The 24679-nt window shown below is 66.9% G+C and carries 25 protein-coding genes; 11 read left to right on the top strand and 14 right to left on the bottom strand.

All coding sequences use genetic code 11. The features are described 5' to 3' along the window. Positions 1 to 71 precede the first annotated feature (71 nt). The 5 genes from HALO32_RS04700 to HALO32_RS04685 all read left to right on the top strand — a co-directional run bounded on the left by HALO32_RS04700 (position 72) and on the right by HALO32_RS04685 (position 3610). Complete coding sequence (locus HALO32_RS04700; RefSeq protein ID WP_151442630.1) at positions 72 to 1313, top strand: ribonucleotide-diphosphate reductase subunit beta; 1242 nt, start codon at positions 72 to 74, stop codon at positions 1311 to 1313. A gap of 89 nt (positions 1314 to 1402) precedes the next feature. Further along, the gene (locus tag HALO32_RS04695; protein ID WP_151442629.1) at positions 1403 to 1732 is read left to right on the top strand and encodes a hypothetical protein; all 330 of its coding nucleotides are present in this window, start codon (positions 1403 to 1405) and stop codon (positions 1730 to 1732) included. 140 nt (positions 1733 to 1872) lie between these two features. Further along, positions 1873 to 1995 carry a hypothetical protein gene (locus HALO32_RS18215; protein ID WP_267902489.1) on the top strand — a complete coding sequence of 41 codons (123 nt, stop codon included), beginning with the start codon at positions 1873 to 1875 and terminating at the stop codon, positions 1993 to 1995. Between the two features lie 6 nt (positions 1996 to 2001). Beyond that, positions 2002 to 2208: a DUF3565 domain-containing protein gene (locus HALO32_RS04690; RefSeq protein WP_151442628.1), complete on the top strand. Its 207-nt coding sequence runs from the start codon at positions 2002 to 2004 to the stop codon at positions 2206 to 2208. 67 nt (positions 2209 to 2275) lie between these two features. Beyond that, the gene (locus HALO32_RS04685; protein WP_151442627.1) at positions 2276 to 3610 is read left to right on the top strand and encodes a TIGR04086 family membrane protein; all 1335 of its coding nucleotides are present in this window, start codon (positions 2276 to 2278) and stop codon (positions 3608 to 3610) included. 30 nt (positions 3611 to 3640) lie between these two features. On the opposite strand, the gene HALO32_RS04680 is transcribed toward HALO32_RS04685, so the two are convergent. Continuing rightward, positions 3641 to 4306, bottom strand: coding sequence for a cupin domain-containing protein (locus HALO32_RS04680; protein ID WP_151442626.1), 666 nt, complete (start codon positions 4304 to 4306; stop codon positions 3641 to 3643). A gap of 140 nt (positions 4307 to 4446) precedes the next feature. Between HALO32_RS04680 and HALO32_RS04675 the strand changes: the two genes are divergently transcribed. Continuing rightward, on the top strand, positions 4447 to 6264 hold the full coding sequence (locus tag HALO32_RS04675; RefSeq protein WP_151442625.1) for a monovalent cation:proton antiporter-2 (CPA2) family protein: 1818 nt from the start codon (positions 4447 to 4449) through the stop codon (positions 6262 to 6264). A 7-nt stretch (positions 6265 to 6271) separates the two neighbouring features. On the opposite strand, the gene HALO32_RS04670 is transcribed toward HALO32_RS04675, so the two are convergent. The 11 genes from HALO32_RS04670 to HALO32_RS17925 form a co-directional block, all read right to left on the bottom strand. Then, the gene (locus HALO32_RS04670; protein WP_151442624.1) at positions 6272 to 8578 is read right to left on the bottom strand and encodes an ATP-dependent DNA helicase; all 2307 of its coding nucleotides are present in this window, start codon (positions 8576 to 8578) and stop codon (positions 6272 to 6274) included. After that, the gene (locus HALO32_RS04665; protein WP_151442623.1) at positions 8575 to 10287 is read right to left on the bottom strand and encodes a VRR-NUC domain-containing protein; all 1713 of its coding nucleotides are present in this window, start codon (positions 10285 to 10287) and stop codon (positions 8575 to 8577) included. The genes HALO32_RS04670 and HALO32_RS04665 overlap by 4 nt, the downstream gene beginning before the upstream one ends. Positions 10288 to 10319: 32 nt before the next feature. Further along, positions 10320 to 10559, bottom strand: coding sequence for a nitronate monooxygenase family protein (locus HALO32_RS04660; RefSeq protein ID WP_225809749.1), 240 nt, complete (start codon positions 10557 to 10559; stop codon positions 10320 to 10322). Beyond that, positions 10556 to 11575 carry a YihY/virulence factor BrkB family protein gene (locus HALO32_RS04655; protein ID WP_151442622.1) on the bottom strand — a complete coding sequence of 340 codons (1020 nt, stop codon included), beginning with the start codon at positions 11573 to 11575 and terminating at the stop codon, positions 10556 to 10558. Before HALO32_RS04655 ends, HALO32_RS04660 begins: the two co-directional genes overlap by 4 nt. Before the next feature lie 7 nt (positions 11576 to 11582). Beyond that, entirely contained in the window at positions 11583 to 12107 is a 525-nt protein-coding gene (locus tag HALO32_RS04650; protein WP_151442621.1) for a retropepsin-like aspartic protease family protein, read from the bottom strand. 73 nt (positions 12108 to 12180) lie between these two features. Continuing rightward, positions 12181 to 13536 (bottom strand): MFS transporter, encoded by a 1356-nt coding sequence (locus HALO32_RS04645; RefSeq protein ID WP_151442620.1) that lies wholly within the window; start codon positions 13534 to 13536, stop codon positions 12181 to 12183. 60 nt (positions 13537 to 13596) lie between these two features. Next, on the bottom strand, positions 13597 to 15624 hold the full coding sequence (locus HALO32_RS04640; RefSeq protein ID WP_151442619.1) for a CocE/NonD family hydrolase: 2028 nt from the start codon (positions 15622 to 15624) through the stop codon (positions 13597 to 13599). A gap of 50 nt (positions 15625 to 15674) precedes the next feature. Continuing rightward, a complete protein-coding gene (locus HALO32_RS04635) occupies positions 15675 to 16979 on the bottom strand; it encodes an ATP-grasp domain-containing protein (protein ID WP_151442618.1) in 1305 nt (434 codons plus the stop codon). 91 nt (positions 16980 to 17070) lie between these two features. Then, a complete protein-coding gene (locus HALO32_RS04630) occupies positions 17071 to 18255 on the bottom strand; it encodes a toxic anion resistance protein (protein WP_151442617.1) in 1185 nt (394 codons plus the stop codon). 45 nt (positions 18256 to 18300) lie between these two features. After that, entirely contained in the window at positions 18301 to 19245 is a 945-nt protein-coding gene (locus HALO32_RS04625) for a cobyrinic acid a,c-diamide synthase (protein ID WP_151442616.1), read from the bottom strand. A gap of 36 nt (positions 19246 to 19281) precedes the next feature. Continuing rightward, positions 19282 to 19455, bottom strand: a complete 174-nt coding sequence (locus tag HALO32_RS17925; protein WP_192576433.1) for a hypothetical protein — start codon at positions 19453 to 19455, stop codon at positions 19282 to 19284. A 162-nt stretch (positions 19456 to 19617) separates the two neighbouring features. On the opposite strand from HALO32_RS17925, the gene HALO32_RS04620 reads away from it, so the two are divergent. The 4 genes from HALO32_RS04620 to HALO32_RS04605 all read left to right on the top strand — a co-directional run bounded on the left by HALO32_RS04620 (position 19618) and on the right by HALO32_RS04605 (position 22142). Then, positions 19618 to 20613, top strand: coding sequence for an LLM class flavin-dependent oxidoreductase (locus HALO32_RS04620; RefSeq protein ID WP_151442615.1), 996 nt, complete (start codon positions 19618 to 19620; stop codon positions 20611 to 20613). Continuing rightward, a complete protein-coding gene (locus HALO32_RS04615; RefSeq protein ID WP_151442614.1) occupies positions 20610 to 21326 on the top strand; it encodes an AzlC family ABC transporter permease in 717 nt (238 codons plus the stop codon). The genes HALO32_RS04620 and HALO32_RS04615 overlap by 4 nt, the downstream gene beginning before the upstream one ends. Next, a complete protein-coding gene (locus HALO32_RS04610) occupies positions 21323 to 21637 on the top strand; it encodes an AzlD family protein (RefSeq protein WP_151442613.1) in 315 nt (104 codons plus the stop codon). The genes HALO32_RS04615 and HALO32_RS04610 overlap by 4 nt, the downstream gene beginning before the upstream one ends. 100 nt (positions 21638 to 21737) lie before the next feature. Beyond that, positions 21738 to 22142 (top strand): hypothetical protein, encoded by a 405-nt coding sequence (locus HALO32_RS04605; protein WP_151442612.1) that lies wholly within the window; start codon positions 21738 to 21740, stop codon positions 22140 to 22142. 181 nt (positions 22143 to 22323) lie between these two features. On the opposite strand, the gene HALO32_RS04600 is transcribed toward HALO32_RS04605, so the two are convergent. After that, positions 22324 to 23175 (bottom strand): BKACE family enzyme, encoded by an 852-nt coding sequence (locus tag HALO32_RS04600; RefSeq protein WP_225809747.1) that lies wholly within the window; start codon positions 23173 to 23175, stop codon positions 22324 to 22326. A gap of 201 nt (positions 23176 to 23376) precedes the next feature. Between HALO32_RS04600 and HALO32_RS04595 the strand changes: the two genes are divergently transcribed. Further along, a complete protein-coding gene (locus tag HALO32_RS04595; protein ID WP_151442611.1) occupies positions 23377 to 24168 on the top strand; it encodes an IclR family transcriptional regulator domain-containing protein in 792 nt (263 codons plus the stop codon). 30 nt (positions 24169 to 24198) lie between these two features. Here the strand turns inward: HALO32_RS04595 and aroQ are convergent, their stop codons facing one another. Next, on the bottom strand, positions 24199 to 24654 hold the full coding sequence (aroQ, locus tag HALO32_RS04590; protein ID WP_151442610.1) for a type II 3-dehydroquinate dehydratase: 456 nt from the start codon (positions 24652 to 24654) through the stop codon (positions 24199 to 24201). Positions 24655 to 24679 lie beyond the last annotated feature (25 nt).

The following is a 24679-nucleotide window of genomic DNA, read 5'->3' as shown; positions in this document are numbered from 1 at the left end:
GGCACCGGCAGGTGCCTCCAGCCTTGAGTGGGCTCCTACGATTCATCCGGATCGATACCTGGAGAGAAAACATGCTGAACTGGGACGAGTTCCACGAAGACGAGACCACCGTCGCCGAGCAACCCAAGCCGGCGCCCGCTCCGCAGCCAGCGGCCGAGCCCCAGGTCGACTCCGCGACCGTCGCCGAGCGCCGCGGCAGCTATCGGGCCATCGAGGAGGATCGCCTGGCGCGCGCCAGAGCATCACTGGAGGAGCTCGATGTGGCCGCCGGTCTCGAGGAGCTGGAGATGGGCGCGGCGCGCATCGAGGTCGACGACAAGCAGATGATCAATGCCCGCGCCGACCTCAACCAGCTGGTGCCCTTCAAGTACGAGTGGGCCTGGCAGAAGTACCTGGACGGCAGCGCCAACCACTGGATGCCCCAGGAAGTGAACATGAACGCCGACATCGCGCTGTGGAAGAGCGCCGAGGGCCTTACCGCAGACGAGCGGCGCATCGTCGAGCGCAGCCTGGGCTACTTCTCCACGGCGGACTCGCTGGTGGCCAACAACCTGGTGCTGGCGCTCTACCGGCTGATCACCAACCCCGAGTGCCGCCAGTACCTGCTGCGCCAGGCCTTCGAGGAGGCGATCCACACCCACGCCTACCAGTACTGCGTGGAGTCGCTGGGCATGGACGAGGGCGAGGTCTTCAACATGTACCGCGAGGTCCCCTCGGTGGCCGCCAAGTCCGCCTGGAGCCTCAAGCATACCCAGTCGCTGGCGCGTCCGGACTTCAACACCGGCACCCCGGAAACCGACCAGGAGCTCCTGCGTAACCTGATCGCCTTCTACTGCGTCACCGAGGGCATCTTCTTCTACTGCGGCTTCAGCCAGATCCTCTCCATGGGCCGGCGCAACAAGATGACCGGCGTGGCCGAGCAGTTCCAGTACATTCTGCGCGACGAGTCCATGCACCTGAACTTCGGCGTGGACATGATCAACCAGATCAAGATCGAGAACCCACACCTCTGGACGGCCGAGTTCCAGGACGAAGTCACCCAGATGATCCTCGAGGGCACCGAGCTGGAGATCGCCTATGCCCGGGACACCATGCCCCGCGGCGTGCTGGGCATGAACGCGGCGATCATGGAGGAGTACCTGCACTTCATCTGCAACCGCCGCCTGGCGCAGATCGGCCTGAAGGAGCAGTTCCCCGGCGCGCAGAACCCCTTCCCGTGGATGAGCGAGATCATCGACCTGCGCAAGGAGAAGAACTTCTTCGAGACTCGCGTCACCGAGTACCAGGTGGGCGGCGCCCTGAGCTGGGATTGAACCAATATCCTGATGATGCTCTGCCCGGCCATGCCAGGCGGGGCGTTCTCATGGCCCGTCAAAAGGAACAAAAAACGGAGGGCAATCTGATGCAAGCAACCCAAACCGAAGCACGTCGCGAATCCCGGGCGTGGCAGTCCGCCCTGGACCGAGCGCTCAGCGCCCATGACAGCGAAGACGCCCTGGCCCGCTACCCCCATGTGGCCTTCGCCTTCCCGTCAACGGCTCCCAACCCCTACTCCCGGGACTATCCGCTGCTCGACTACCGGGAACTCAAGGAGTGGGCGACCTCGCGGGGCTGGCGGGTCCGACCGGCCCCCGAGCGCGCTCCCGCCGGCGAGAAGTACAGCCCGCCGGTGCGCTTTACCCGGCTGCCCGGGGGCAGCGCGCGTCCCGCTGTCGGGCCGAGGCGCCACTGAGCCATCTCCGGGGCCGCTGGCCCCGGGGAATACAAGGCGAGAGCGACATGCTGGACGGGGCAACGGGCCGGGATTGATTCCCGGTAGACGCGAACGCTACGGTGGGATTGACGTCCCGGGATGAAACGGAGGACCTACCCATGAAAGAGCGCAAGGCCAGAAGCGTGATCACACGGGTCTTCGTACCGGCCCATGTCCGCGATCTGCCCAACGGTGAGCGGGTAACGGTACCCGGCCATTACAAGGCTCCCCCGCGGCGATAGCCTTCCATGCAGCAGCCCATCATCGGCTATCACCGCGACGAGGAGGACCATTGGGTCGCGGAACTCGCCTGCGGCCATAACCAGCATGTCCGCCATCAGCCGCCCTGGGCCGAGCGTCCCTGGGTGACCACCGAGGCCGGGCGGCATTCGCGACTCGGCCTCGCCCTCGAGTGCGTCAAATGCGACCGCGGGGAGCCCCGCGATAATCCGTGAAGCCGGCATCGCCAGTACCCGGACTCGGCTATACTGGGTAGCAGCAGCCCGACTGGCGAAAGTCGTCATGCACCAATATGCCAACCGCTTCTGGAGCTCCCTCATCGTCGCCATCGGCCTTGCCGCGGCAGCGGGAGCGGAGGCTCAGCCGCCACCCCCCAGCGGCGAGGCAGCGTCGCCGTCCCAAGCCGTCGAGCGTATTTCCTTCGACTGGGACCGAAGCGTGGATGACCTAAAGGTCCAGGACCTCGAGGGACGGGATATCGCCGACGAGGTGGCGCCCCGACAGGAGTCGGGCAGGATCAGCCTTGCCGTCCCGTCGCAACAGGCTCCCTTCGTGGTCAAGAGCGAAGAGGTCGAGACCCGTCGCCTCAGCACGGAGGCACGGCAGGTGCTGCCGGGCGGGCTTTTTCTACCCTCTACCCGCGAGTCCGCCGACGTCATCGTGCCCCGGGAGCTCGGTATAAGACCGCTACCACCACTGCCTCCAAGGCCTGCCACCTGGCTACGTCTCACCGCGGAGGCGAGCCCGATACCCGCCGCCTGGAACCCCCTGAGCGACACCTACCACACCGAACTCAGCTTCGGCGTTCATCCGTCGGATGAGCATTTCGTTCCTGGCCAGGAGCTCGAACGCCCCATCGAAATCAGAGTTCGGCTCCGCGGCCTCACCACATCGGAGACACTGCCCCCGCTGTTGATAGAGGCGCCCGGCCTGGCCAACGAGAAGTCCCTGGTGCTCGACTTCATACCCTTGACGCCGACCCCCACCCTGGAGGTCAGGTCCACCCTCTCGGACGTCAATCTGGAACTCGAGGCGCTTCCCCGTCTGGAGGTCCGTCCGGAATCGACCAGCATGGTGGGGTTCGGGCTGGCCAGAATGACCATCAATGTCGAGCAGGTAGCGCCCCACGGTGAGCCGCTGGTCGTCACTCGCCCTACCCGGGTCGCCCTGACCATCGACGGACCCGCGACGCCGGACGCCGGCGAACTGCGGATCGAACCGGATCACTCCATGGCCTCGTTCGACCTGCGCTCCTCCGGCCTGGCACCCCTCACCGTCAACGCCGTCGCCGGCAGCCTGAGCGGTGAGGCGACCATCGAGCAGCGCTTTCCCTGGGGACCGATCACTGCCGCCCTGATCGGCGGTGCCCTGGGCGGTTTCAGCCGCCGCTTCGTCAAGGGAGCGCGCAAGTCGCTGGTCCCGCTGCGCCTGCTCGAGGGTGTCATCGTGGCCCTGATTGCCTATGTCGCCGGCGTGCTCGGCGTCGGCTATCTCGCGCTACCGATGGCCGTGGTCGCCACCGAGGCCGGCGCCTTCCTGACCGGCGCGCTAAGCGGATTCATCGGCGTGAATATACTCGAGCGACTTGCGGGGAAGGCATCCCAGCCAGCAGGCTAGACATCCCGGTCTGCCAAACATGACCGCCGTTCACTCTGGCAGCAGGTGCCCGACCTTGACGTAGATCAGCGCGCCATCCTCCTGGGTGAAGGGCGTGTGCTGGCTGCGATGGGGACTGCGCAGCCAGCTGCCGGCGGGATAGGCCCCATGCTCGTCGTGGAAGGTGCCCTCGAGGACCAGGATCTCCTCGCCGCCCCAGTGGGCATGGGGCTGAAAGCGCGTATTCGGTGCCCAGTGCACCAGCGCCACATGCTCGCCCTCGAAGTCGTGAAGGGGCAGCACCTCGAGCCCGTCGACGAGGCCGGGACGCCAACCGCCGGCGCGGGTGTCGATGACCTTCTGTTCGGTGTCGTCCGACGAGAACTGGTGCAGCTTGACGAAGATCAGCGCCCCCTGCTCGCCCACTCGCGGGGCATGGGCGGTGCCGATGGGGTTGCGCAGGTAGTGGCCCGCGGGATAACGGCCATACTCGTCGGCGAACTCGCCCTCCAGCACCAGGATCTCCTCGCCCCCGCCGTGCTCATGGGTGGGGAAGGTACTGCCGGGGGTATAGCGCACCAGAGAAGTGGCTCGAGCTACCTCGTCGCCCACCCGGTCCAGCATCATCCGCTCCACTCCCGGCGTCGGGGATTCCATCCAGCGGTACTGGTCGGGGGTGACTACCGCACGGCGACTGAAATCGGCATTGAGCCGCATGACGCTCTCCTTCTGACATGGCCTTTGGGACAGAGCCTCTCGATGCCGAGCCTGCTGACCTGGCCCGACGCTTGCATGGTCACGATACAGCCTCCTTCGAGTAGAATGGGGCCCCTCACCGCCATTCGCAAGGAGCCCCCTTGGCCATCGACCTGCTGCTCAATGCGCTGATCTTCCTCGCGGCAGCGGTACTGATCGTGCCGATCTTCAAGCGCCTGGGACTGGGTGAGGTGCTGGGCTATCTGGCCGCGGGCGTGGTCATCGGCCCCTCGACCCTGGCTCTGGTGGCCGACGCCGAGGCGGTCCTTCAGTTCTCCCAGGTCGGCATCGTCTTCCTGCTGTTCGTGATCGGCCTGGAACTCAAGCCCTCGCGCCTGCGGGTGATGCGCAAGGCGGTGTTCGGCTTCGGCAGCCTGCAGGTCGCGGTCACCACGACCCTGCTCTCGCTGGCCGCCTGGTGGCTGGGCCTCTCCCCCGCCGCCGCGCTGGTCGTGGGCTTCAGCCTCGGGCTCTGCTCTACTCCCCTGGTACTGCAGCTACTCGGCGAGCGCAAGGAACTGCAGACCCGCCACGGCCGCAATGCCTTCGCCCTGCTGCTGTTCCAGGACCTGGCGGCGATTCCGGTGCTCGCCATCATTCCCATGCTGGCCGCCGACGCCCTGCTGGCCGATGGTGTCATGCCCTTGCTCGAGGGGGTGCTGATTGCCGTCGGCGCCTTTCTCGGCCTGATTATCGGCGGCCGCTACCTGCTACGGCCACTATTTCACTATGCTGCGGCCACCCGCAGCCGCGAGGTATTCGCCGGCACCGTGCTGTTGGTGGTGATCGGCGCCGCGCTGCTGATGGAACTGGCCGGGCTCTCCATGGCCCTGGGGGCCTTCATTGCCGGTGTGCTGCTGGCCGACTCCAAGTACCGCCACAATATCGAAGCCGATATCGAGCCGTTCCGCGGGCTGCTGCTGGGGTTGTTCTTCATGGCCGTGGGCATGACGGCCGATATCCGCCTGATCGCCGAGAAGCCGCTGGTCGTGCTCGGCCTGACCCTTGGGCTGGTACTGCTCAAGGCGCTGGCCATGCTGGTCGCCGCCAGGGTCCACGGGACAGGCTGGAAGGACGGGCTCAACCTGGGGGTGCTGCTCTCCCAGGGCGGCGAGTTCGGCTTCGTGCTGCTTTCTGCGGCGGCCACCGCTGCCCTGCTGAACCAATCACTGGTCAGCCTGCTGATTCTGGTGATCTCGCTCTCCATGGCGACCACGCCGCTGCTCTTCCAACTGCATGTCCACGGTATTCGCCGGCTTTTCGCCCGCCGCCGGACGAAGCGCGCCTACGACACCCTGCCCGACGATGCCCCACAGATCATCATCGCCGGGTTCGGCCGTTTCGGGCAGATCATGGGGCGCGCCCTGCAGGGGCTGAAGATCCCCTACACGGTGCTCGACATCAACGCCGACCAGGTCGAGGTAGTGCGCCGCTATGGCAACCAGGTCTACTTCGGAGATGCCTCGCGCATCGACCTGCTCAAGGCCGCCGGTGCCGACCGGGCCCGGGTGCTGGTGGTCGCGGTGGGTGATCCCGAGGCCTCGATGCGTATCGTTGGCCAGGTGAGGCGCCAGTTCCCCCATCTTCAGCTCTATGCCCGCGCGCGCAATCGTCACCATGCCCACCTGCTGATGCGCGCCGGGATCACCCATATCGTGCGTGAACTGCTGCCCGCCAGCCTCGAACTGACCCGGGACGCCCTCATCGGCCTGGGCATCCCCCGGGAGCAGGCACAGCACACCATCGATACCTTCCGCCCCCACGACGAGCAGGCGCTACTGCGCCAGCTCGAGGTGTTCGGCAACGAGAAGCAGCAGATCCAGACCATCCATGAAGCCGCCCGGGAACTCGAGGCGCTCTACGAGGCGGACGAGGACATCGCCACACGGGTCGAGGAGATTCCGCGCTGGCAGCGATGAGGTAGCTTTAGTCGAGTGCCCACCACCCCGGCAGCCGGGCCCGCACCTCATGGCGCGCGAAGCGGTCGTCCATCAGCACCACGGTGCCCTCGTCATGGGGGCCGCGGATCACCCGGCCCGCCGCCTGCACCACCTTGATCAGTCCGGGAATTTGGTAGGCGTAGTCGTCGCCACGGCCGAAGCGGGACGCCAGCCGCATCCTGAGCGCCTCGTTGAAGTCGTCGAAGGGTGGCAGCCCCAGGGTGGCGATGAAGGCACCGATCAGCCGCTCGCCGGGCAGGTCGATGCCCTCGGCGAAGGCTCCGCCCAGCACCGCGAAGCCGATTCCCTGCCCGCCCGGGGTGAAACCGGCCAGGAAGGCATCGCGGGCCTCCTCGCGCATGCCTCGGGTCTGGGCGCGCACGGGAATTTCCGGGTGGGCTTCCTGCAGCCGTGTTCGAGCCGCCTCCAGATAGGCGAAACTGCTGAAGAAGGCCAGATAGTGGCCCGGACGACGTCGATATTGCCCGGCCAGTTCGGCGACGATAGGCGCGAGCGACGCCTCCCGGTCGCGTAGCCGGGTAGAGATGTCGGCGCGGATTCGCACTTCGAGCTGCTCGGCGGCGAACGGCGAGGTGACTTCTCGCCACACCGTGGTGGCCGGCAGGCCCAGCAGGTCCCGATGGTAGTGGGCGGGACTCAGGGTCGCCGAGAAGAGCACGGCCGCGTGGGCCGCCTCGAAGCGGGGAGCGAGGAAGTCCGCCGGCACCAGGTTGCGCAGCCCCAGCACGGCCCGGCCACGGCCGTGCCGGGCCAGGTCGCACAGCGAATGCTCGCCGAAGGACTCCGCCAGGCGGGTGAAGGCCAGCGCCTCGAAGAGCAGTTCCTGGAGCGTGAGGGAGGCCTGGTCGGGATGTTCACCCAGGTACTCGGTGATGGCACTGGCGACTTCCTGAAGAACCGCCACCATCCCGTCGGGCAGGCCGTCGAGAACCCGGTAGGCCGGCCGGGACGAATCCCCGGCCTCGTTCATCCCCGCCTCCTTGACCAGTGTCTGCCACTGTCGTGCCAGGCGTCCCAGGGGACGCATCAGGGCTCCGGGGGCCTCGCGACGCAAGCGGGCGAGTCGGCGCTGGTCCAGCTCGGCGCTGTACATGCCCCGGGCGCGTTCCACCAGGTTGTGGGCCTCATCCACCAGCAGGCCCAGGCGCCAGCCATTGGCCCGGGCGAGACCATGCAGCAGGGCGTTGGCATCGAACCAGTGGTTGACGTCGCCGACGACCACATCACACCAGTGCGCCAGCTCCTGCCCCAGGTAGTAGGGGCAGACGCCATGCTCGAGGGCCACCTCGCGCAGCGCCTCGCGGTCCAGCCAGCCACTCGCCACGGCTGCCTGTCGCGCCGCCGGCAGCCGGTCGTAGAAGCCCGCCGCCAGCGGGCAGGCCTCGCCGTGGCAGGCCCGGTCGGGATACTCGCAGGCCTTGTCCCGGGCGGTGAGCTCCAGCACCCGCAGCGGTCGGGGCATGGCATCCGGGCTCCCGGAGTACTCCGCCCCGGCGCTGAGGACGGCCAGGGCATCCAGCGCCAGCCGGCGCCCCGGCGTCTTCATGGTCAGGAAGGCCACGCGATCGAGCCCCTGGCGGGGCATGGCCTTTAGCAACGGGAAGAGAGTAGCGAGGGTCTTGCCGATCCCGGTGGGGGCCTGGACCAGCAGGCAGCGGCCAGTGCTCGCCGCCTTGTAGACGCTCTCCGCCAGGTCGCGCTGGCCGGGACGGAAGGCGTCGTGGGGAAAGGCGAGCTCGCCGAGGGCGGCATCGCGCCGCGCGCGATGCCGGGCCTCCTGCGCCGCCCAGGCCAGGAAGCGCCGGCACTGGATCGCGAAGAAGGCCTGCAGTTCGGTGGCGCTTGCCTCGCGGGTCAGCACGGTCTCGCGGCCGGTGGTGATGTCCAGGTAGACCAGCGCCAGGGTCAACGAGTCGAGGTGTCGCTCGGCACACAGCAGCGCGCCGTAGACGCTGACCTGGGCCCAGTGCAGGGCCCGCTGGTTGTCGGCCATGCGATCCAGATGGCCGCGATGGGTCTTGATCTCTTCCAGCCGGTTGGTCGCCGGGTCGAAGCCGTCGGCACGGCCGCTCACGCTGAGGCCCTCGAAGCAGGCGGAGAGCGGCAGCTCGGCCTCATAGGCCTCGCCACGTCGCCTCGCCACCAAAGCATGACCCTCGATGCCTTCGCGGGCACTGGGGGCGGGGGTGAAGCGATGGTCCAGGTCCCCCTCCCGGGCGGTGAAGTCGCACAGCGTGCGCACCGCGACCCGATAGCACGCCACCTCGCTCATTCGCCGTCCATCCCCCAACGCACATGGCAGACCACGACGGGCATGTCATGGGCATGGAAGAAGGCCAGCCAACGCCGCTGGTTGTCCTGGAGCCGGTCGCCCGGTCCCTTCACCTCGATCAGCCGGTAGCGTGGCTCGCCTTCCGGGACCTCGGGAAGGAACTGGATCAGATCCGGCAGGCCGGCCCGGTTGGCCTTGAGGTCGCCGAGCAGCCGCTCGAAGCAGGCATGCAGGTGGTCGGCCGGCAGGCAGGCCAGCGCCCGCTCGAGCAGCCCCTCGCCGAGGGCTCCCCAGTGCACGAAGGGTGAGGCCAGCCCCTGCTTCTCCCGCCAGCTAGCGCGGATCGCCTGGCCATACTCGCCGGTCTCGAGCCGGGCCAGGCAGGCATCGAAGCGGTCGCGGCGGCGGGCCACGAAGTCCTCGCGGTAGAGGTCCGCCGGGCCGTGGTGAAAAGGGTGGAAGAAGGCACCGGGCAGCGGCGCGAAGAGCGCCTCCCAGCAGAGCAGGCCGAAGAGCCCAGTGAGCAGGCTGTTCTCCACGTAGTGCACCGGTGCCGCGTCATCGTGCAGGTGGTCGCACACCGCGGCCTCCACCGGGCCGGGCGGCAGGGTCAGGGTCCATTGCCGAGGCGCCGGCTCTCGCGGGAAGGTCAGCGGGGCAAGCCACAGCCGGCGACGCAGCCGCGGCACCAGCCGTCCCAGCGCCTGGGCCTCCTCCTCGCTGGCCGGCGCCTCGACCAGGGGCTCGGCCAGGGCCAGGGCCGCGGCGTTCTCCCCGCGGCGCTCCAGCAGGCGCAGCTGGCGGATGCGCGCCTCGACGCTGCCGTTATGGCCCGTGTCCGGCCAGCCGGCCTGGGCATAGAGGGCAAGGGCCGGCTCGCCCTCCCCCTCCCGCTCCGCCTGGCGCCCCAGCGCCACGCAGAGCCGCCGATGGCGTGCCGCCAGCCAGGCGTTGTCGGCCAGCGGCGCGGGCAGCTCGGCCTGCAATACCGACACCGCCTCCCCGGCGTCGAGCCGCTCACGCAGGCGGTGCAGGGCCAGGTAGGCATTCACCTCCGTGCGCCGTCGAAAGGCCCGGGAGTCGGGGGTGATCGCCACCCGCTCGAAGCGCTGCAGGCCGAGCTCGGTGAGCACGAACTCGGCCCAGTCCTGGCGCAGGTTGCCGAAGAACATCAGCCGCAGCCGGTCGCAGGTCCCCATCACGGCGAGGCGCACGACCCGGTCCGGCGCTGCAGGCCACCAGCCGGCAAGGGGGCGAGACTCGATAAGCTGAGGTGCCAGCGCATCGAACAGCACGGCCTTGCCGGTGGCGGCGGGCAGCCCCGCGACATCGATCTCGTCGGCCAGGGCGCGGCGCAGCTCGGCAAGGCGCAGCTGACGGAAGAGCTCTTCGAGGTCGAGTACCGGGGCAGACTCGACCAGGCCCGCCTCGACCAGCGGCGCCAGCGCGGTTTCGGCGTCGCCGATCTCGGGATAGCGCAGGCGCGAAGTGCGAAAGTGCTCGCCCTTGCGCATCACCATGCGCACCAGCAGCGCCTGGGATTCCTCGGGTAGGGCGGCGAAATCCGCCAGGAAGCCGTGCTCGGCCGCGTCCAGCAGGTCACCGTGGCGCTCGACGACCCACGCCAGCACGAAGCGGAAGTTGGTCAGATAGTAGCGCGGGTCGTCCAGGGAGGCGGTGACCGGGGCGGCGGCAGAAATACTGTTCATGCATCCATGCTATCAGGGCCGACGAGGCGCCGTCACCGCGGCAGACCTTGGGCCAGCTCGCGCACCACCTCGCCGGCGGAGACCTCGCGGCAATGGCTGGCGTTCTGTCCGGCCCACAGCGGCGAGAAATCATCGAGCCCACGCGCCTCGGCGGCGGCCCGCAGGGGGGCGATGGCTGCTGTGGCCAGGGGAAAGGCCGGCGCCACCTCGCTGATCGGCCCCAGTTCGCGTATCAGGCGGGTGACGATGCCCAGCCGATCGGTCAACGTCATCGGGTTTCTCCTTGATCGGTGTCGTCTTCATAGGCGGCGCTACGTTTACGGCCGATGCGTCGCCACGGCCACTTGCTGCCCAGGGTGTCGGCCGCGAAGGCGTCGCGCTCCCCCGGTGAGCGAGAGACACCGACGGTGGTATCGCGATAGGTCTGACGCTCCATTTCCGCATTCAGCTCTGCGCCCAGCAACACGATGAAGGCCGAGAGCCAGAACCATAGCATCAGCACCACCACCGCCCCCAGGGAGCCATAGATGTCACTCGGATTGATCACGCTGCCGAAGTAGAACGACAGTCCGGCAGAACCGATCAGCCAAAGTAGCGTTGCCACGACAGAACCGGCGCTGATCCACTTCCAGCGCGGCGGTCGCCTATCGGGCCCGAAGCGATAGAAGACGGCGATGACCAGCATCATCACCAGCAGCAGCACCGGCCAGCGCAGCCACACGATGATCGTGACCAGCAGGGTATCGAGACCCAGCATGCCGATGGCCAACGGAAAGAAGGCAACGAAGGCAATGGCAAGCAGCAGGACCAGAATCAACCCCAGCGTCAGCGACGCAACGATCCCGCCACGACGCAGCGATCCCCGGCTGTCCTCCTCGCCGTACACCACATTCAGGCCTACCACCATCCACAGCACACCCTTGGAGGCGATGAACATGGCCACCACCACGCTACCCAGCGCCGTCAAGCTGAGGCCGGTGCTGGTACTCTCGCCTATCTTGCGTGCCTGGTCGTTGATCAAGCTGGAGGTATCGGGAGGCAGATAGCGGCTGAGTTCCACGATCCGGCTCGCCAGGTCCTGGGGATCCATCACCAGCGCCCATATCGAGATGATCGCGGCGATCGTTGGAAAGAGCGCCAGCATGGCATTGAAGGCGATACCGGCGGCCATCATGGCGACGAGGTCTTCGGTGATCTGCTTCTTGACGCGCCAGGCGATATCCAGCCACCCGGTTACGGGAATCTGCTTGGGCTCGTCGGCGCATCGACCCCGTTTCGGCTTCGCCATCAGTACCTCAGTCGCGTTGCGGAGGGTGCAGGATCATACGCGAATCACGAATCTCGATATCAAAGCGGCCGAGGAAGCTCATGCCCAGCAAGGCCGTTTCGCCGCCGAGGCCCGGGCTGATGGAACCGCGAACCTCCCGGGCAGAGAAGCCGCCCAGGCTCACCTCGTCGAGTCGCGTCAGCTCGCCGCGCACCCGGCCGTTGGCAGTGTTGAACCAGGCGCTGCCGGTGCTCTCGAGCCCCAGTTGCTCGGCCATCTCGGCCGGGACCGCGACATAGGTGGCGCCAGTATCGACCAGAAACTCCACCGACTGGTCATTGATGCGCCCGGTGGCCACGAAGTGACCGGCGCGATTGCGCTCCAGCACTACCGGCTCGCCCTCACCCACCGTGACATTGGCGAGGTGCGCATTGGGGTTGCGCTGCGCCGCCAGGTAACCGTTGAACCACCAGGCCCCGCCTGCCAGGAAGAACACCCAGAACAGCAGCATCATGGCCAGCCCGGCCCGACGCGTGGCTCGCTCCTCACTCATGACCTTCCCTCTCGACGGTTGCCCTTTGAGACCATGATGCCACAAGGGGATTCCGCGACGGGTCACCGACATCCTAGCGTCCGTTGCGCGCTTCCCAATCCCGGGCGGCCTGCTGGCCGCGTGCCTGGTCGACGAACAGGCAGACCAGGATGGCGATGACGAAGAGCACAGCGCAGAGCAGAATCGAGGCCTTGAGCCCCACCAGCGACTGCAGCAACCCCAGGCCGATGATGCCGATCACACCGGCGAGCTTGTTGGCCAAGCCCCAGAAGCCGAAGAACTCGGCGGCCTTGCGGCTCGGCGAGAAGAGCCCCACCAGGGCGCGGCTGGCAGACTGGCTGGAACCCAGGGAGAGACCGGCCAGGCAACCCACCACCAGGAAGAGGTGCTGGGTCTGCCAGTCGAGCCCGAGACGGGCATGCAGGAAGGCGGTGACATCTGGCGTGGCCCAGATGGCGAGTATCGCTGCCACCCAGAGGGTAAGGGTCATCAGGTAGGTGACCTTGGTGCCGATGCGATCCTGAATGTAACCGAAGCCCAGGGCCCCCACCGCCGCGGTGATCTGCACGATGATGAACATGATGTTGCGCACCGATTCGTCCCAGCCGATCACCTGGGCGCCATAGATGAAGGCGAAGGCGATGATGATGTAGACGCCGGCCATGGAAAACAGCAGCGAGACCAGAAAAATGCCCAGGTCACGGAAGCGGCGTAGCTCGTGCAGGGTCGTCGAGACGCGCTCCAGGGCGATATCGCGGTAGGGTTTGCCGGGCGGCTGAGGCGTGCCGCGCTCCTTCACCCACAGGAAGGTGGGGATGGCGGTGACCAGGAAGAACCCGGCCGCGAAGGGCCCTACCCAGCGAATGCGCTCGAAGTTCTCCGCCGTGGCCTCGCCCAGCACCACCAGGGTGAAGCCCGCGGCGAAGAGTCCGCCCACGTAGCCCAGCGCCCAGCCGAAGCCGGAGATCTTGCCCATGTCTTCCGGTGGCCCCAGGTCAGGCAGGAAGGCGGCAATGAAGGACTCGCCCATGGAGTAAGCGTAGTTGGAGACCGTGATCAGCAGGAGACCCAGCACCACATAGCCGGGCGCCACAAAATAGAGCATGGCAGTAGCCACCACGGTAGCCAGGTAGCTGACGAAAAGGAAACGTTTCTTGGACGCCTGGTAGTCCATGACCGCCCCGCACAGCGGGCCCGTGATCACCACCAGTAGATAGCTCACCGCCAGCGCCAGGCTCCACAGGAAGTTGGCCAGCCGGTAGCTGTCGCCACGCTCGCCGACGATCACCGTAGTGAACAGCTCACCGAACACCACGGTGATGATCAGCAGGGTGTAGGCCTGGTTGGCGAAGTCGAACATCGCCCAGCCGACGATCTCCTTGCGCGAAGCGCGGGGTGTCGTCGGCACGGCGGCGGGAATCAGGCTCATGCGGGACGTCCCTGTGAAAACAAGGACATCACCATAGCAGCCCCTCCCTTTCCAGACGACCTAGACGAGGTCGCGAGGAATGGTCTCGTCCCAGGTCTGCGCGTAGATCCGGGTTTCCCCCTCCCAGGCGTCCAGGGTGGCGCGGACACGGAAATTGTCCGGGTCACTGGTCAGCTGGGTGCGGGTCAGGGTACTGACCTCCCAGTCGCCGCGCTTGAAGCTGCGCTGCCACTCCGTCCAGCCGCTGACGCTGTCGTAGCTGCCGTAGGAATACTGGTAACGCTCGGTGACCCGGGCGGCGATCTCGAGGTCGATATCGTCGATCCGGTAGCGCCCCTCGTCATTGATCACTTCCAGGGTGGTGCGATCCTGGGCCAGATCGCGAATCACCTGCCAGGTCTCCTGGGTCGGCTGCAGCAGGGTCTTGGCCAGCGGCGGCGCACCCTCTGGCTCGCCGAAGGCCGGCAGTGCGGCTTCCTCGGCGGGGCGCGGCGCCCGCACCGGCAGGATAAGCCGACAGCGGCTCGGGTGAATGGTGAGTCTGACTGGCCTCGGGGCTGGCCAGGCCAGCGGCCAGTAGCTGGTGGAAAGCGCCAGTCGGATGGCATGCCCTTCGGCAAACTGCTGGGCGATATGCTTGAGCGGGATGCGCACCCGATAGCACTGACCCGGTACCAGTGGCTCGGGGTGCTCGTCGCTGTCACGGTGGGTGAGGTTGAGCAGACCGTAGGAGACGCGAGTGGCCTTGTCGTCCTCGCCGATGTCGGAGAGACGCAACGCCACCATGGCCACCGGCTGGTCGGCGGCGAGTTCGAGCTCGACCATTGGCGAGCCACAGATCTCCAGCGGCGCATCGAGGCGGGGCGTCTGGAAGATCAGCGAGCCGCCATCCTCGTCGCGCTGGTCGTGGGGAAGATCCGGGGGCGCATTGTAGGAGCACCACTTGCCGGCATAGAGCCCCACCGAGAGCGGGGAGCGAATGTCCAGAGTGGTGTCGTTATCCTCTCCATCGGCCTCGGGCAGCAGGCCGTGACCATCGGTGAGCCGGAACGAGCTTGGCAGGATATTCGGCGATGGCCACGCCGGCTCGGCGATCCAGCGCCCGGGACGCTCATCGTAACGCGCCGAGGGAGGCACCGACTCCTGCATCCAGACCCGCAGCATGGGCTCGTCCATGATCCCGGTCTCGATGCCCTTGAGCCACTGGTCCCACCAGCGCAGCGATTCCTGCAGGAAGCCGATAGCCGGCCCCGGCACGCCCAGATGTGGATACTTGTGGGCCCAGGGGCCGACCAGCCCCTTGCGCGGTACCGACAGCCCCTTCAGTACCCGGAAGACGGCATTGCAGTAACCATCGGCCCAGCCGCTGACGGCATACACTGGACACTGAATCCGCGAATAATCCTCGCACACCGAACCATGCTTCCAGTAGGCGTCGCGGCGCTGATGTTCTAGCCACTGGCCGAGCCACATGCCGCTGCCCTCCAGGCGCTCGAGCCACATCTCCCGCCAGCGCTCCCCTACCAGCTCGGGGTCCGGCGGGCAGGCGTTGCCGTCGAACATGGTCGAGGCCCAGGAGAGGTTGTCGGCCAGCAGGCAACCGCCCATGTGGTGGATGTCGTCGGCGTAGCGATCATCGGTGAAGCATAGCGTGATCACCGCCTTGAGCTGCGGCGGGCGCAGGGCGGCGATCTGCAGGCCGTTGAAGCCGCCCCAGGAGATGCCGATCATGCCGACATCACCGGTGCACCAGGGCTGAGCCTCCAGCCATTCGAGGATCACCAGGCCGTCGTCGAGCTCGCTGGGCAGGTACTCGTCAGTGAGCACACCGTCCGACTCGCCGGTGCCGCGTATGTCGACCCGCACCCCGGCATAGCCATGGCCTGCCCAATACGGATGCATCTGGACGTCACGCTCGGCGGTGAGATCGCGCTTGCGGTAGGGCAGGTACTCGAGGATCGCCGGTACGGGGTGGATCTCGGCATCCACCGGCCGCCAGATACGCGCTGCCAGCCGACTGCCGTCGGGCAGCGGGATCCAGGTCTCCTCCTCCATGACGCGGCGGGGAAAATCGGTAACGATACGCATGGGCCTGTCTGTCTCCTTCCTTGTGGTCTTGCCGTGCCGCTCCGGAAACGTCAGCCCTGGATGTCGTCGAACTCGAACGTCAGTCGTGCCGCCAGCCGGTCGTAGTCGGCGAGCAACTGCTCGGCCGATGACGCGCCAAGATAGATATGCGCCAGCGCAAAACTGTAGGCGTCCTGCTCGGGCAAGGAAGAGAGCCGCTGCCCTTCCTCCACCTGTAAAGCGATCTGGCAACCGGGGAAGTCGACCTCGAGAGTGGCGATCTCCTCCGGCGTGGGGATTCGAGTCACCAACGCATCGGTAAAGAATACCCGGTGGAAGAACTTGGCCGCCATGGGAAACTCGCCCTCGCGATGGGGCATGTCGGGGCGCTGACCCAGTCCCAGGTCGATGGTGACCTGCTGGTTGCTGACCCCATCGACCTTCTCGAAGAGGTCGCAATGCGACTGGGAGATGCGGGTGTTGATCTCCAGCAGCCAGATACGCCCCTGCACCTCGTCCCAGAAATACTCGACGTTGAAGGCGGCGTTGTCGTAACCGATATGGGTCATGATGCGGTCGGTGAGCTCGACCATGGTGGTCTGGATATCCTCGGGCAGCCCCGAAGGATACCGGTAGTGGAAGAAGCTCAGCACCTGCGGGTAGCGCAGCGAATCGACGATGCCGTAGCTGACCACGTTGCCCTCGAAGACATAGCCCTCCACGGTGCACTGCCAGCCGCCGATGATCTCCTCGGCCATGCAGAAATGGCCGTCCACGGCGGCGATTTCTGGGGGCAGCTGGGCCTGCTCCAGCACCGTATTGAAGGGGTCGGCGATAGTGCCGATCGATTCGCGAAGCTGCTCGATAGCGTGATAGAAGTCCTCGGGCGTCTCGATGCGAAAGCCCAGCCGCGAACCGGACGACTTGATCGGCTTGACGAAGAAGGGGAAGTAGAGTCCGGCCTCGCCGATGCGCGTCATCGCCTCGTCATCGAAGGGATCGAAGGCGGTAAAGCCCGGAATGTGGTCGGGAATCACCTCGCGCTGGACCCGGCGGCTCCAGTACTTGTGTTCGCACTTCAGCAGGCTCGAAAGCGAGGTGCTGCGGACACCAAAGCGTTCGCAGAGGATCGGCAGCATGGTCGATACAGGAAAATCCATGTAGCCAACAATGGCATCGATGGGCTCGTCGAAGGCCTCGAGCTGCGCCGTGGCCTCTGCCAGCATGGCGTCGATGTCGAACTCCTCGGTATCGTAGACGGCCTCCGGGGCGATCACTCCATGGAACCGCCACTGTCCGGCACCGTGCAGCGTCTCGAGGCGCTGGCGGTTGAAGTCGTTGAGCCCCACCACGAAGATATTCTTGACCTCGTCCATCGTCCTACCTCTTGTTGCGCGCCCAACTGAGCGCATTTAAGCAGCATAGCCCAGTCCAAGGTCACAAAACCTAGCCCACGCGAAGAAAGCGTCAGCCGTGGCGGTCAAGTTCGCCAGCGTCCTCTCCCCCGCGGCCGCGCTGCAGGCGGTCGATGGCCTCGTTGCCCTGGCCGGCCAGGGCTGCCAGCCGGTCGATCTGGTCGTCCAGCCTGGGCAAGGCCTCGCGGCGATAGCGGGACAGGTCATCGATGGCCCCCATCACATCGCCGAAGGCCTCCTCGAGGGCCTGCATATCGAGCATTGCCGACGAGGCCCGCTGCTGGATGTCCACACCCTGCTGACGGAGCGCTCGTGCGGTCCCACCGATGATCTCCGAGGTCGTGGTGTTGAGCGCCTCGACACGGTCCAGCACCAGCCGCTGGTTGGCGATGGCCATTGCGACCGTGACCGCCACCGTCAGCGCCGAGACGGTCACGTTGATGGCGCGATCGACGCCACGCATCAGCTCGCGATTGTTGCGAATAATCACCTCCAGCGCCAGCACGCCCTGCTGGCTCACCGCCAGCTGCTGCTGCAGATCGACGATGCGCTGGCGCAACGGGAACAGCAGCTCCTCCTCGAGGAAGCGCCGCTGGGGGTCTTCCTCGCTGCAGCGGGCGATGGCGGCCTGCAGCCGTTCGTCGACCAGCCGACCCAGAGCGACCTGACGATCCAGCTGGACGAGGCTTTCGCGCAGGGACTGCTGATCATCACTCAGGGTGAGGTTGTCGCGATGCAGCATGTCACGCCCCGCCTCCAGGTCGGCAATGATCGCATCCAGCGCCTGCTGGGCCGTCTCGAACTTCTGGAAGTAGCGCTGCAGGCGGCTGCCGGCCCCCGGGAGACGCGCCAGCAGGCGATCCAGCGGACCCGGTGACAGCCGATGTCGCGAGGGGTCCAGCTCCTGCATCCGGCCGCGCAGGTCGACCAGGGCCTTGGCTACCGGGCCGCCCTCATCCCCCTGGTGGGCCAGCTGGCGCAGCGGGGTCTGCAGCATGGCGCTCTGGTGGGCGGCCTGCTGCTGCAACTCCAGCCCCAGCTCATCGATGGCGCGTCGCTTGCGCGCCAGGGCGTCCGCATCGCCGCCGGCAACCAGCTCGTCGACGAAGGTATCGGCCTGCGCCGCCAGCGACGAATCGTCCAAGTCGCCATCCGACACCTCTCCGCCCAGTTGGCGGGAGATCTCCTCCACCGGGGGCAGGGACAGGTGAGAATCATGTTCGGATTGCTGGGTCATGGGCACCTCGCGAAGGATCGGATAGGGGCGTGTGAAGGGCCGGGCTCAGGACTTTCCGCGTCCGTAGCGATCGGCACGGGAGACGAAGCGGCGCAGTTCCTCCAGCGCCTGCTCGGTGGTGACCGACGCCTGAGGCCGCCCGGTCTCGATGCGTGCCATGGAGACCGCCGTGTCATCGAGGACGGTCAGCGCCGACTCGTTGCGCGCCGCCAGCTCACGCAGCCCCCTCTCGGTCTCCTCGAGCAGCTCCAGACGCCGCACCAGGGCGGCACGCTCCTCCATACCCAGCTGCCGGTCCTCGCGACTCAGCCGACGCCGCACGAAGTCACCGTCCACGTTGGCCACTCCTCGGGCCTGGGAGGCCATGGCGTCGAGGGTATCCACCACGCCGCGACAGACCTCGACCACCAGCCCACGGGCGCGGGCGAAGGCCAGCTCGCCGCTGTCGAAGCGGCTGCCCAGCACGCCCAGCACGTGGCGATAGCGACTGTAGACGCGATCGGCCTGGACCGCCAGATCGGGGCGTTGGGCGTCGATCAATCCCTGCTTGGCCCGGCACAGGGCCAGCACCAGATCGTCGGCATCCGCCGGAGGCTGTGCCGGGTCGAGCTCCGTCAGATCGGCTTCGTGGGCGTCGCGCTGCTGCTGCGCGCGGCGTCGCGCAGCCTCGGCCGCCAGCGCCGCCTGCCGGCGCTTCTCACGCCGCCGAGCGAGCCAGCCGCGCAGCCGACGCTCCAGCGGCAGCGTCGCCGGAATCGCCACCAGCCCCGCGAGCCAGCCTATCAGGGTGGGCCCGAAGCCGCCCCACAGCGAGGTCAGCCACAGCAGCATGCTGATGAAAGGCACCACCAGGGCGTAGCGCAGGATGACCTGCAGGCGACTGGGTGGCTCGACCGGCACCGCCAGGCGCGGCTTGGCGAGACCCACCAGCAGCCACGGCAGGCAGGTCATGAAGAGGCCATAGGAAAATCCCTGCAGGAATCCCAGCATGGGGCTGACCATCCTTTATCCGTCAAAAAAGCACTGCTAGAAAAGCAGGGTGAGGACCAGCGCCACGATACCCACCAGCACGGCGATGGTCACCGCCACGACCACCACACGGTCGAGCCAGCGATCGAAGCGGGCCCAGTCGAAACGGCGGCGCCGTCGACGGGTGGCACCGCGACGAGGCGCGCCACGGTCGGCGCGAATGAGGGTCATGGTCGAAGTCCGATTTCACCATTGTTCCCTGAGCTTACGGCCTGCCGCCGCGACTGGCCACCGCCATCGGCGTGATCGGCGCGATGACATTGCATTCCACTCCGACCGCCCCGATGCTAGGAGAAACTCAGCAGGCTAATTGTTTCCGGAGTTCCCCACGACATGTCACGACTCGCCGACACGCCCCTGTCCGTGCTCGACCTGGCCCCGATCCGCGAAGGCGGTACCATCGCCGACACCTTTGGCGAGAGCGTGGCACTGGCCCGGCTCACCGAGCGGCTCGGCTTCACGCGCTACTGGCTGGCGGAGCACCACAGCATCGAGGGCATCGCCAGTGCCGCCACCGCGGTATTGATCGGACATATCGCCGGCGCCACCGAACGGATCCGGGTGGGCAGCGGCGGCATCATGCTGCCCAATCACGCGCCGCTGGTAGTGGCCGAGCAGTTCGGCACCCTGGAGACGCTCTATCCCGGACGCATCGACCTGGGACTGGGGCGCGCGCCGGGGTCCGATGGCCCCACCATGGCGGCCATGCGTCGTGACCCCTATGCCGGCGTCGAGGACTTTCCCCAGCGACTGGCCGAGCTCCAGGGCTATCTCGACGACGCACGGCCGGGTCAACGGGTGCGGGCGGTACCCGGCCAGGGCACGAAGGTGCCGCTGTGGCTGCTCGGCTCCAGCGACTTCAGCGCCCGCCTGGCGGCCCGGGAGGGGCTGCCCTTCGCCTTCGCCGCCCAGTTCGCCCCGGCCCAGCTGTTCGATGCGCTCGAGCTCTATCGCGACAATTTCCGGCCCTCGGCGGTCCTCGCGGCACCCCATGCCATGGTCGGCCTGCCGGTGATTGCCGCCGAGAGCGACCTTCAGGCGGATTACCTGGCCTCCACGGCCCGCCGCAAGTTCCTGGGCATGATCCGCGGCCAGCGCTCCAAGGCCCTGCCGCCGGTGGAGGCGCTGGACTGGTCGCCCCGGGAGCAGGCTCAGGTGGAGCAGTTCCTGGGTGCCGCGGTGATCGGCGGTCCCGAGACCGTGCGAGAAGGCCTGGAGCGTTTCCTGAAGCTGACCGGCGCCGACGAGCTGATGCTTAACACCGATGTCTACGCCGCCGAGGACCGGCTGAGAAGCTACGAGATCGTTAACGAGATATGGCGCTCATGAGCCCGACCGACAGCTCACGACCGACCCTTGGCCATCTTGTCGAGGGCTTCCGTCGCATGGCGCCGCTGTCGCTGTTCGTGATCGTCTTCGGACTGGCCTTCGGTGTGGCGGCCCTGCAGCAGGGGCTCTCCGCCGCCCAGACCCTGCTGATGAGCGGCCTGGTGTTCGCGGGAGCCGCCCAGTTCGCGACCCTGGAACTGTGGGGCGACACCATCCCGCTGCTACCGCTGGTGGCCATTACCCTGGCGATAAACGCCCGTCACCTGCTGATGGGCGCCGCCTTCTATCCGCACCTGAAAGACCTGCCCGGCGGGCGCCGCTATGCCAGCCTGCTGCTGCTCAGCGATGCCAACTGGGCCATGGCCATGACCGGGGGAACCACGGCATCCCGGCTGGGTATCCTGGTCGGCGGCGGCCTGGCGCTGTGGACCACCTGGATGATCGGCACCGGCCTCGGCGTGGCCTTCGGCAGCGGCATCAGCGAGCCCGAACGCTTCGGGCTGGATGCCATCATGGGCTGCTTCCTGCTGGCCATGCTGGTGGGCGACAAGCGTGACCTCGGCGTGCTGCTGCCCTGGGGCGCCGCGGCCCTGGCGGCCCTGGCGGCGATGGCCTGGCTGCCGCCCCATGCCCATGTGATCGTCGGCGCACTGGCGGGCGGCGTGGTGGGCCTGCTGCTGCCTCCGAAGCCACGGCAGGAGGGCCACTCATGACGCTGGAAGCCACCCAGGGCGGAGTGCTGCTGGCCATCGTGATCATGTCGCTGGTCACCTACCTGACCCGCGCCGGCGGAGTCTTCGTGATGGCCCGGGTGCCCATCGGCCCGCGGGTCGAGCGCTTCATCAACGCCATGGCCGGCTCGGTCCTGGTGGCGGTCATCACCCCCATGGCCGTGCATGGCGACGGTGGGGCCCGAATGGCCCTGGTCGCCACGGCGGGGGTGATGCTGGTGCTGCGCAAGCCGCTGCCGGCCATTGCCGCCGGAATCCTGACCGCTGCAATGTGGCGCCTGATCGCCTCCTGACCCCCTCCTCGGAACGAAGCGCTCCGCGCGCTTTCCAAGGAACAGTCATTCACGGGGCGCCGGCCGGGCCGGCGCCCCTTCCGAGACACTGGAGTCCTTCATGCCCGACCCCCATGATCCGCGCCGCGATGCGCGCCAGAATGCCGCCTGGCGAGCCGCCCAGGAGTGGCAGGCGCGTGCCCGCCAGACCCGTGCCGGCGGCCCCTTGGGCGGCCTGAAGCTGCTGCTCACCTGGCTGCTGTTCGGCGTCATGATGGTCGTCGCCATGGTGCTGGGGCTGTTCTTCCTGCTCATCGGCTGGGCGATGATGCCTTTCCTTCGCCATCGCATGAAGAAGCGCATGGAGCAGATGCGCGCCGACCAGGCCGAAGACGTGGACGGCTCTGTCCACTACCGCGAAGCCCGCTATCACGCGGGGCGCAAAACCGGCGAACATGAGCAGCAGGTGCTGGAAGGCGACTATCAAGTGAAGGACGAGGCGCGCAAGGACCCTGACCGTCCCTGACGGAGACGCCTACCGGAAGGGCGTTCCCCTGAGGGCCTGCCCTCGTGCGTCCCGGCGCACCCTTGACGGGCCATGCAGGGCAAAGGGCAGCGCTGATGCCCATTAGAACGAAAGGGGGCCAGCATCCATCGGATGCCGGTCCCTCGTCGTGGTCGCCCCTCTGTCACCGGTCTGTGGTCCATCAGGGCATTCTTAGACCGAGGATCTCACGGGCCTGCTGCCAGTTGGCTACCGGGCGCTCGTACTTCTCGCAAAGCGCTGCTACCCGCTCGACCAGGGCGGCATTCGAGGGGGCCAGGCTCTCCTTGTCCCAGCGGACGTTATCCTCGAGACCGGTGCGCGTGTGGCCTCCGGCGGCGATGGACCACTCGTTGAGCGCCAGTTGGTTGGCTCCGACACCGGCCCCGCACCACTGGGAACCCGGTGCAAGCCGTTCGAGGGTCTCGATGTAGAAGTCGAAGGTCGGCTTGTCGGCCGGCATGGCGTTCTTCACGCCCATCACGAACTGGACGTACAGCGGTGCCTTTATCTTGCCCTGTTTCGAGAGGGCCACCGCCTGGTGGATATGCGACAGGTCAAAGGCCTCGATCTCGGGCTTGATGTTGTACTTGAGCATCTCGTCGGCGAGCCAGTCCACCAGGTCGGGAGAATTCTCGTAGACGCGCGTGGGGAAGTTGTTCGACCCCACCGAGAGACTCGCCATATCGGGCTTGAGGGGGAGCATCCCGCCACGCTCTTCCCCAGCACCCGAACGCCCTCCGGTGGAGAGCTGAACGATCATGCCCGGGCAGTGCCTGTTCAGCCCCTCCAGCAGGCGGCCGAACTTCTCGGGATCCGAAGAGGGGGTCTGATCATCGTCACGCACATGGCAATGGGCGATGGTCGCCCCGGCCTCGAAGGCCGCCTGGGTACTCTCGACCTGCTCCTCGATGGTGATGGGAACGGCGGGGTTGTTTTCCTTGCGCGGCAGGCTGCCGGTGATGGCAACACAGATGATGCAGGGGTTGGACATGGTGACCTCGTTTGCGGCCATGGGAATTCTCTTCGCGGGACTTCCAGGTTGTTCGTATGACGCACATTACTTTGACATACGAACAATCTAGCCCGCTTCCACCTCATCGTCAAACTCAACAACAAGGAAAGGTCAAAAGAAAAGCCACATGCCGAACATTAGTTCGCCATGTGGCAATATGATAATGTCTTGTGAAGATGAAGAGTTCTAGGAGGGAAGCGGATGCCAAGCAGCGGATGGGAGGACGCCTTGACGCCCGACGATCGTGACTTCGTCACCGCCCTGGCCAGCGGCCTCGAGGTCATCCAGGCCTTCGACGAGGCCCACCCGCGCATGACGCTCAGTGAGGTGGCGTCGCGCACCGGCATGAACCGTGCCCGGGCGCGACGCTTCCTGCTGACCCTGCATGCGCTGGGCTATGTCCGCAAGCAGCAGCGCCACTTCGAGCTGGCCCCCAAGGTGCTGAACCTCGGCTATGCGTTCCTCTCCGCCAACAACTACCGCAGCGTCATCCAGCAGATCCTCGAGGACATTACCACCGAGTGTGGCGAATCCTCGTCGCTGGGCGTGCTGGACGGCGACGACGTGACCTATGTGGCGCGCTCCTCGTCGCGCCACCGGCTGATGGCCATCACCCTCTCGGTGGGCACGCGCCTGCGGGCGGCCCACACCTCCATGGGGCGAGTGCTGCTGGCCCAGTTGCCGGAGGCCGAGCTCGACGCCTTCCTGGCGCGGGTGGTCCTCGAGCCGCATACCGACAAGACCATCACCGACAAGGCCGAGCTCAAGCGCTGCATCCTCGAGGTGCGCCAGCAGGGCTACGCCATCGCCGACCAGGAGCTGGATTCCGGATTGCGCTCGGTGGCCGTGCCGGCCTTCGATGCCAACGGCCGACTGCTGGGCGCGATCAACATCAGCACCAATGCCGCCCGGGTCGACTTCGACACCCTGATGCGCCAGTACCTGCCGCTGCTACAGGAGAAGGCCCGGCAGATCCGCGCCAGCGTCAGCTGATCCAGCGGCTAATTCCCGGGAACGCGGTGGTCAGGAGGCTGACACCTCGGCGGCGGCCATCACCGCCTCCAGGGCGCTGATATAGCCGCGGCTCCCCAGGCCCGCGATCACCCCGTCGGCCCGCAGCGAGACATAGGAGTGGTGACGGAAGCTCTCGCGCTTGTGCACGTTCGATAGATGCACCTCGATCACCCTGCCGTCGAAGGCATTGAGCGCATCCAGGATCGCGACGGAAGTGTGGGTGTAGGCCGCCGGGTTGATGATGATCGCCGCGGTGCCATCCAGGCGAGCCGCCTGGATGAGGTCGATGAGCTCGCCCTCGTGATTGCTGTGCCGACAGGTGATCGCCCAGCCCCCCAGCGACGCCTGCTCGTAGAGGGCGTTGTTGATGTCCTCCAGGGTCTCATGGCCATAGATCTCGGGCTGACGGGTGCCGAGCAGGTTGAGGTTGGGGCCGTGGAGTACCAGTACCTTGCGCTGACTCATTCGGCAGTCTCCCTTGATCGCTTGT

Origin of the sequence: Halomonas lysinitropha (assembly GCF_902500215.1) — a bacterium.
Lineage (GTDB): Bacteria > Pseudomonadota > Gammaproteobacteria > Pseudomonadales > Halomonadaceae > Halomonas > Halomonas lysinitropha.
This window is presented reverse-complemented; position numbering and strand designations above follow the sequence as displayed.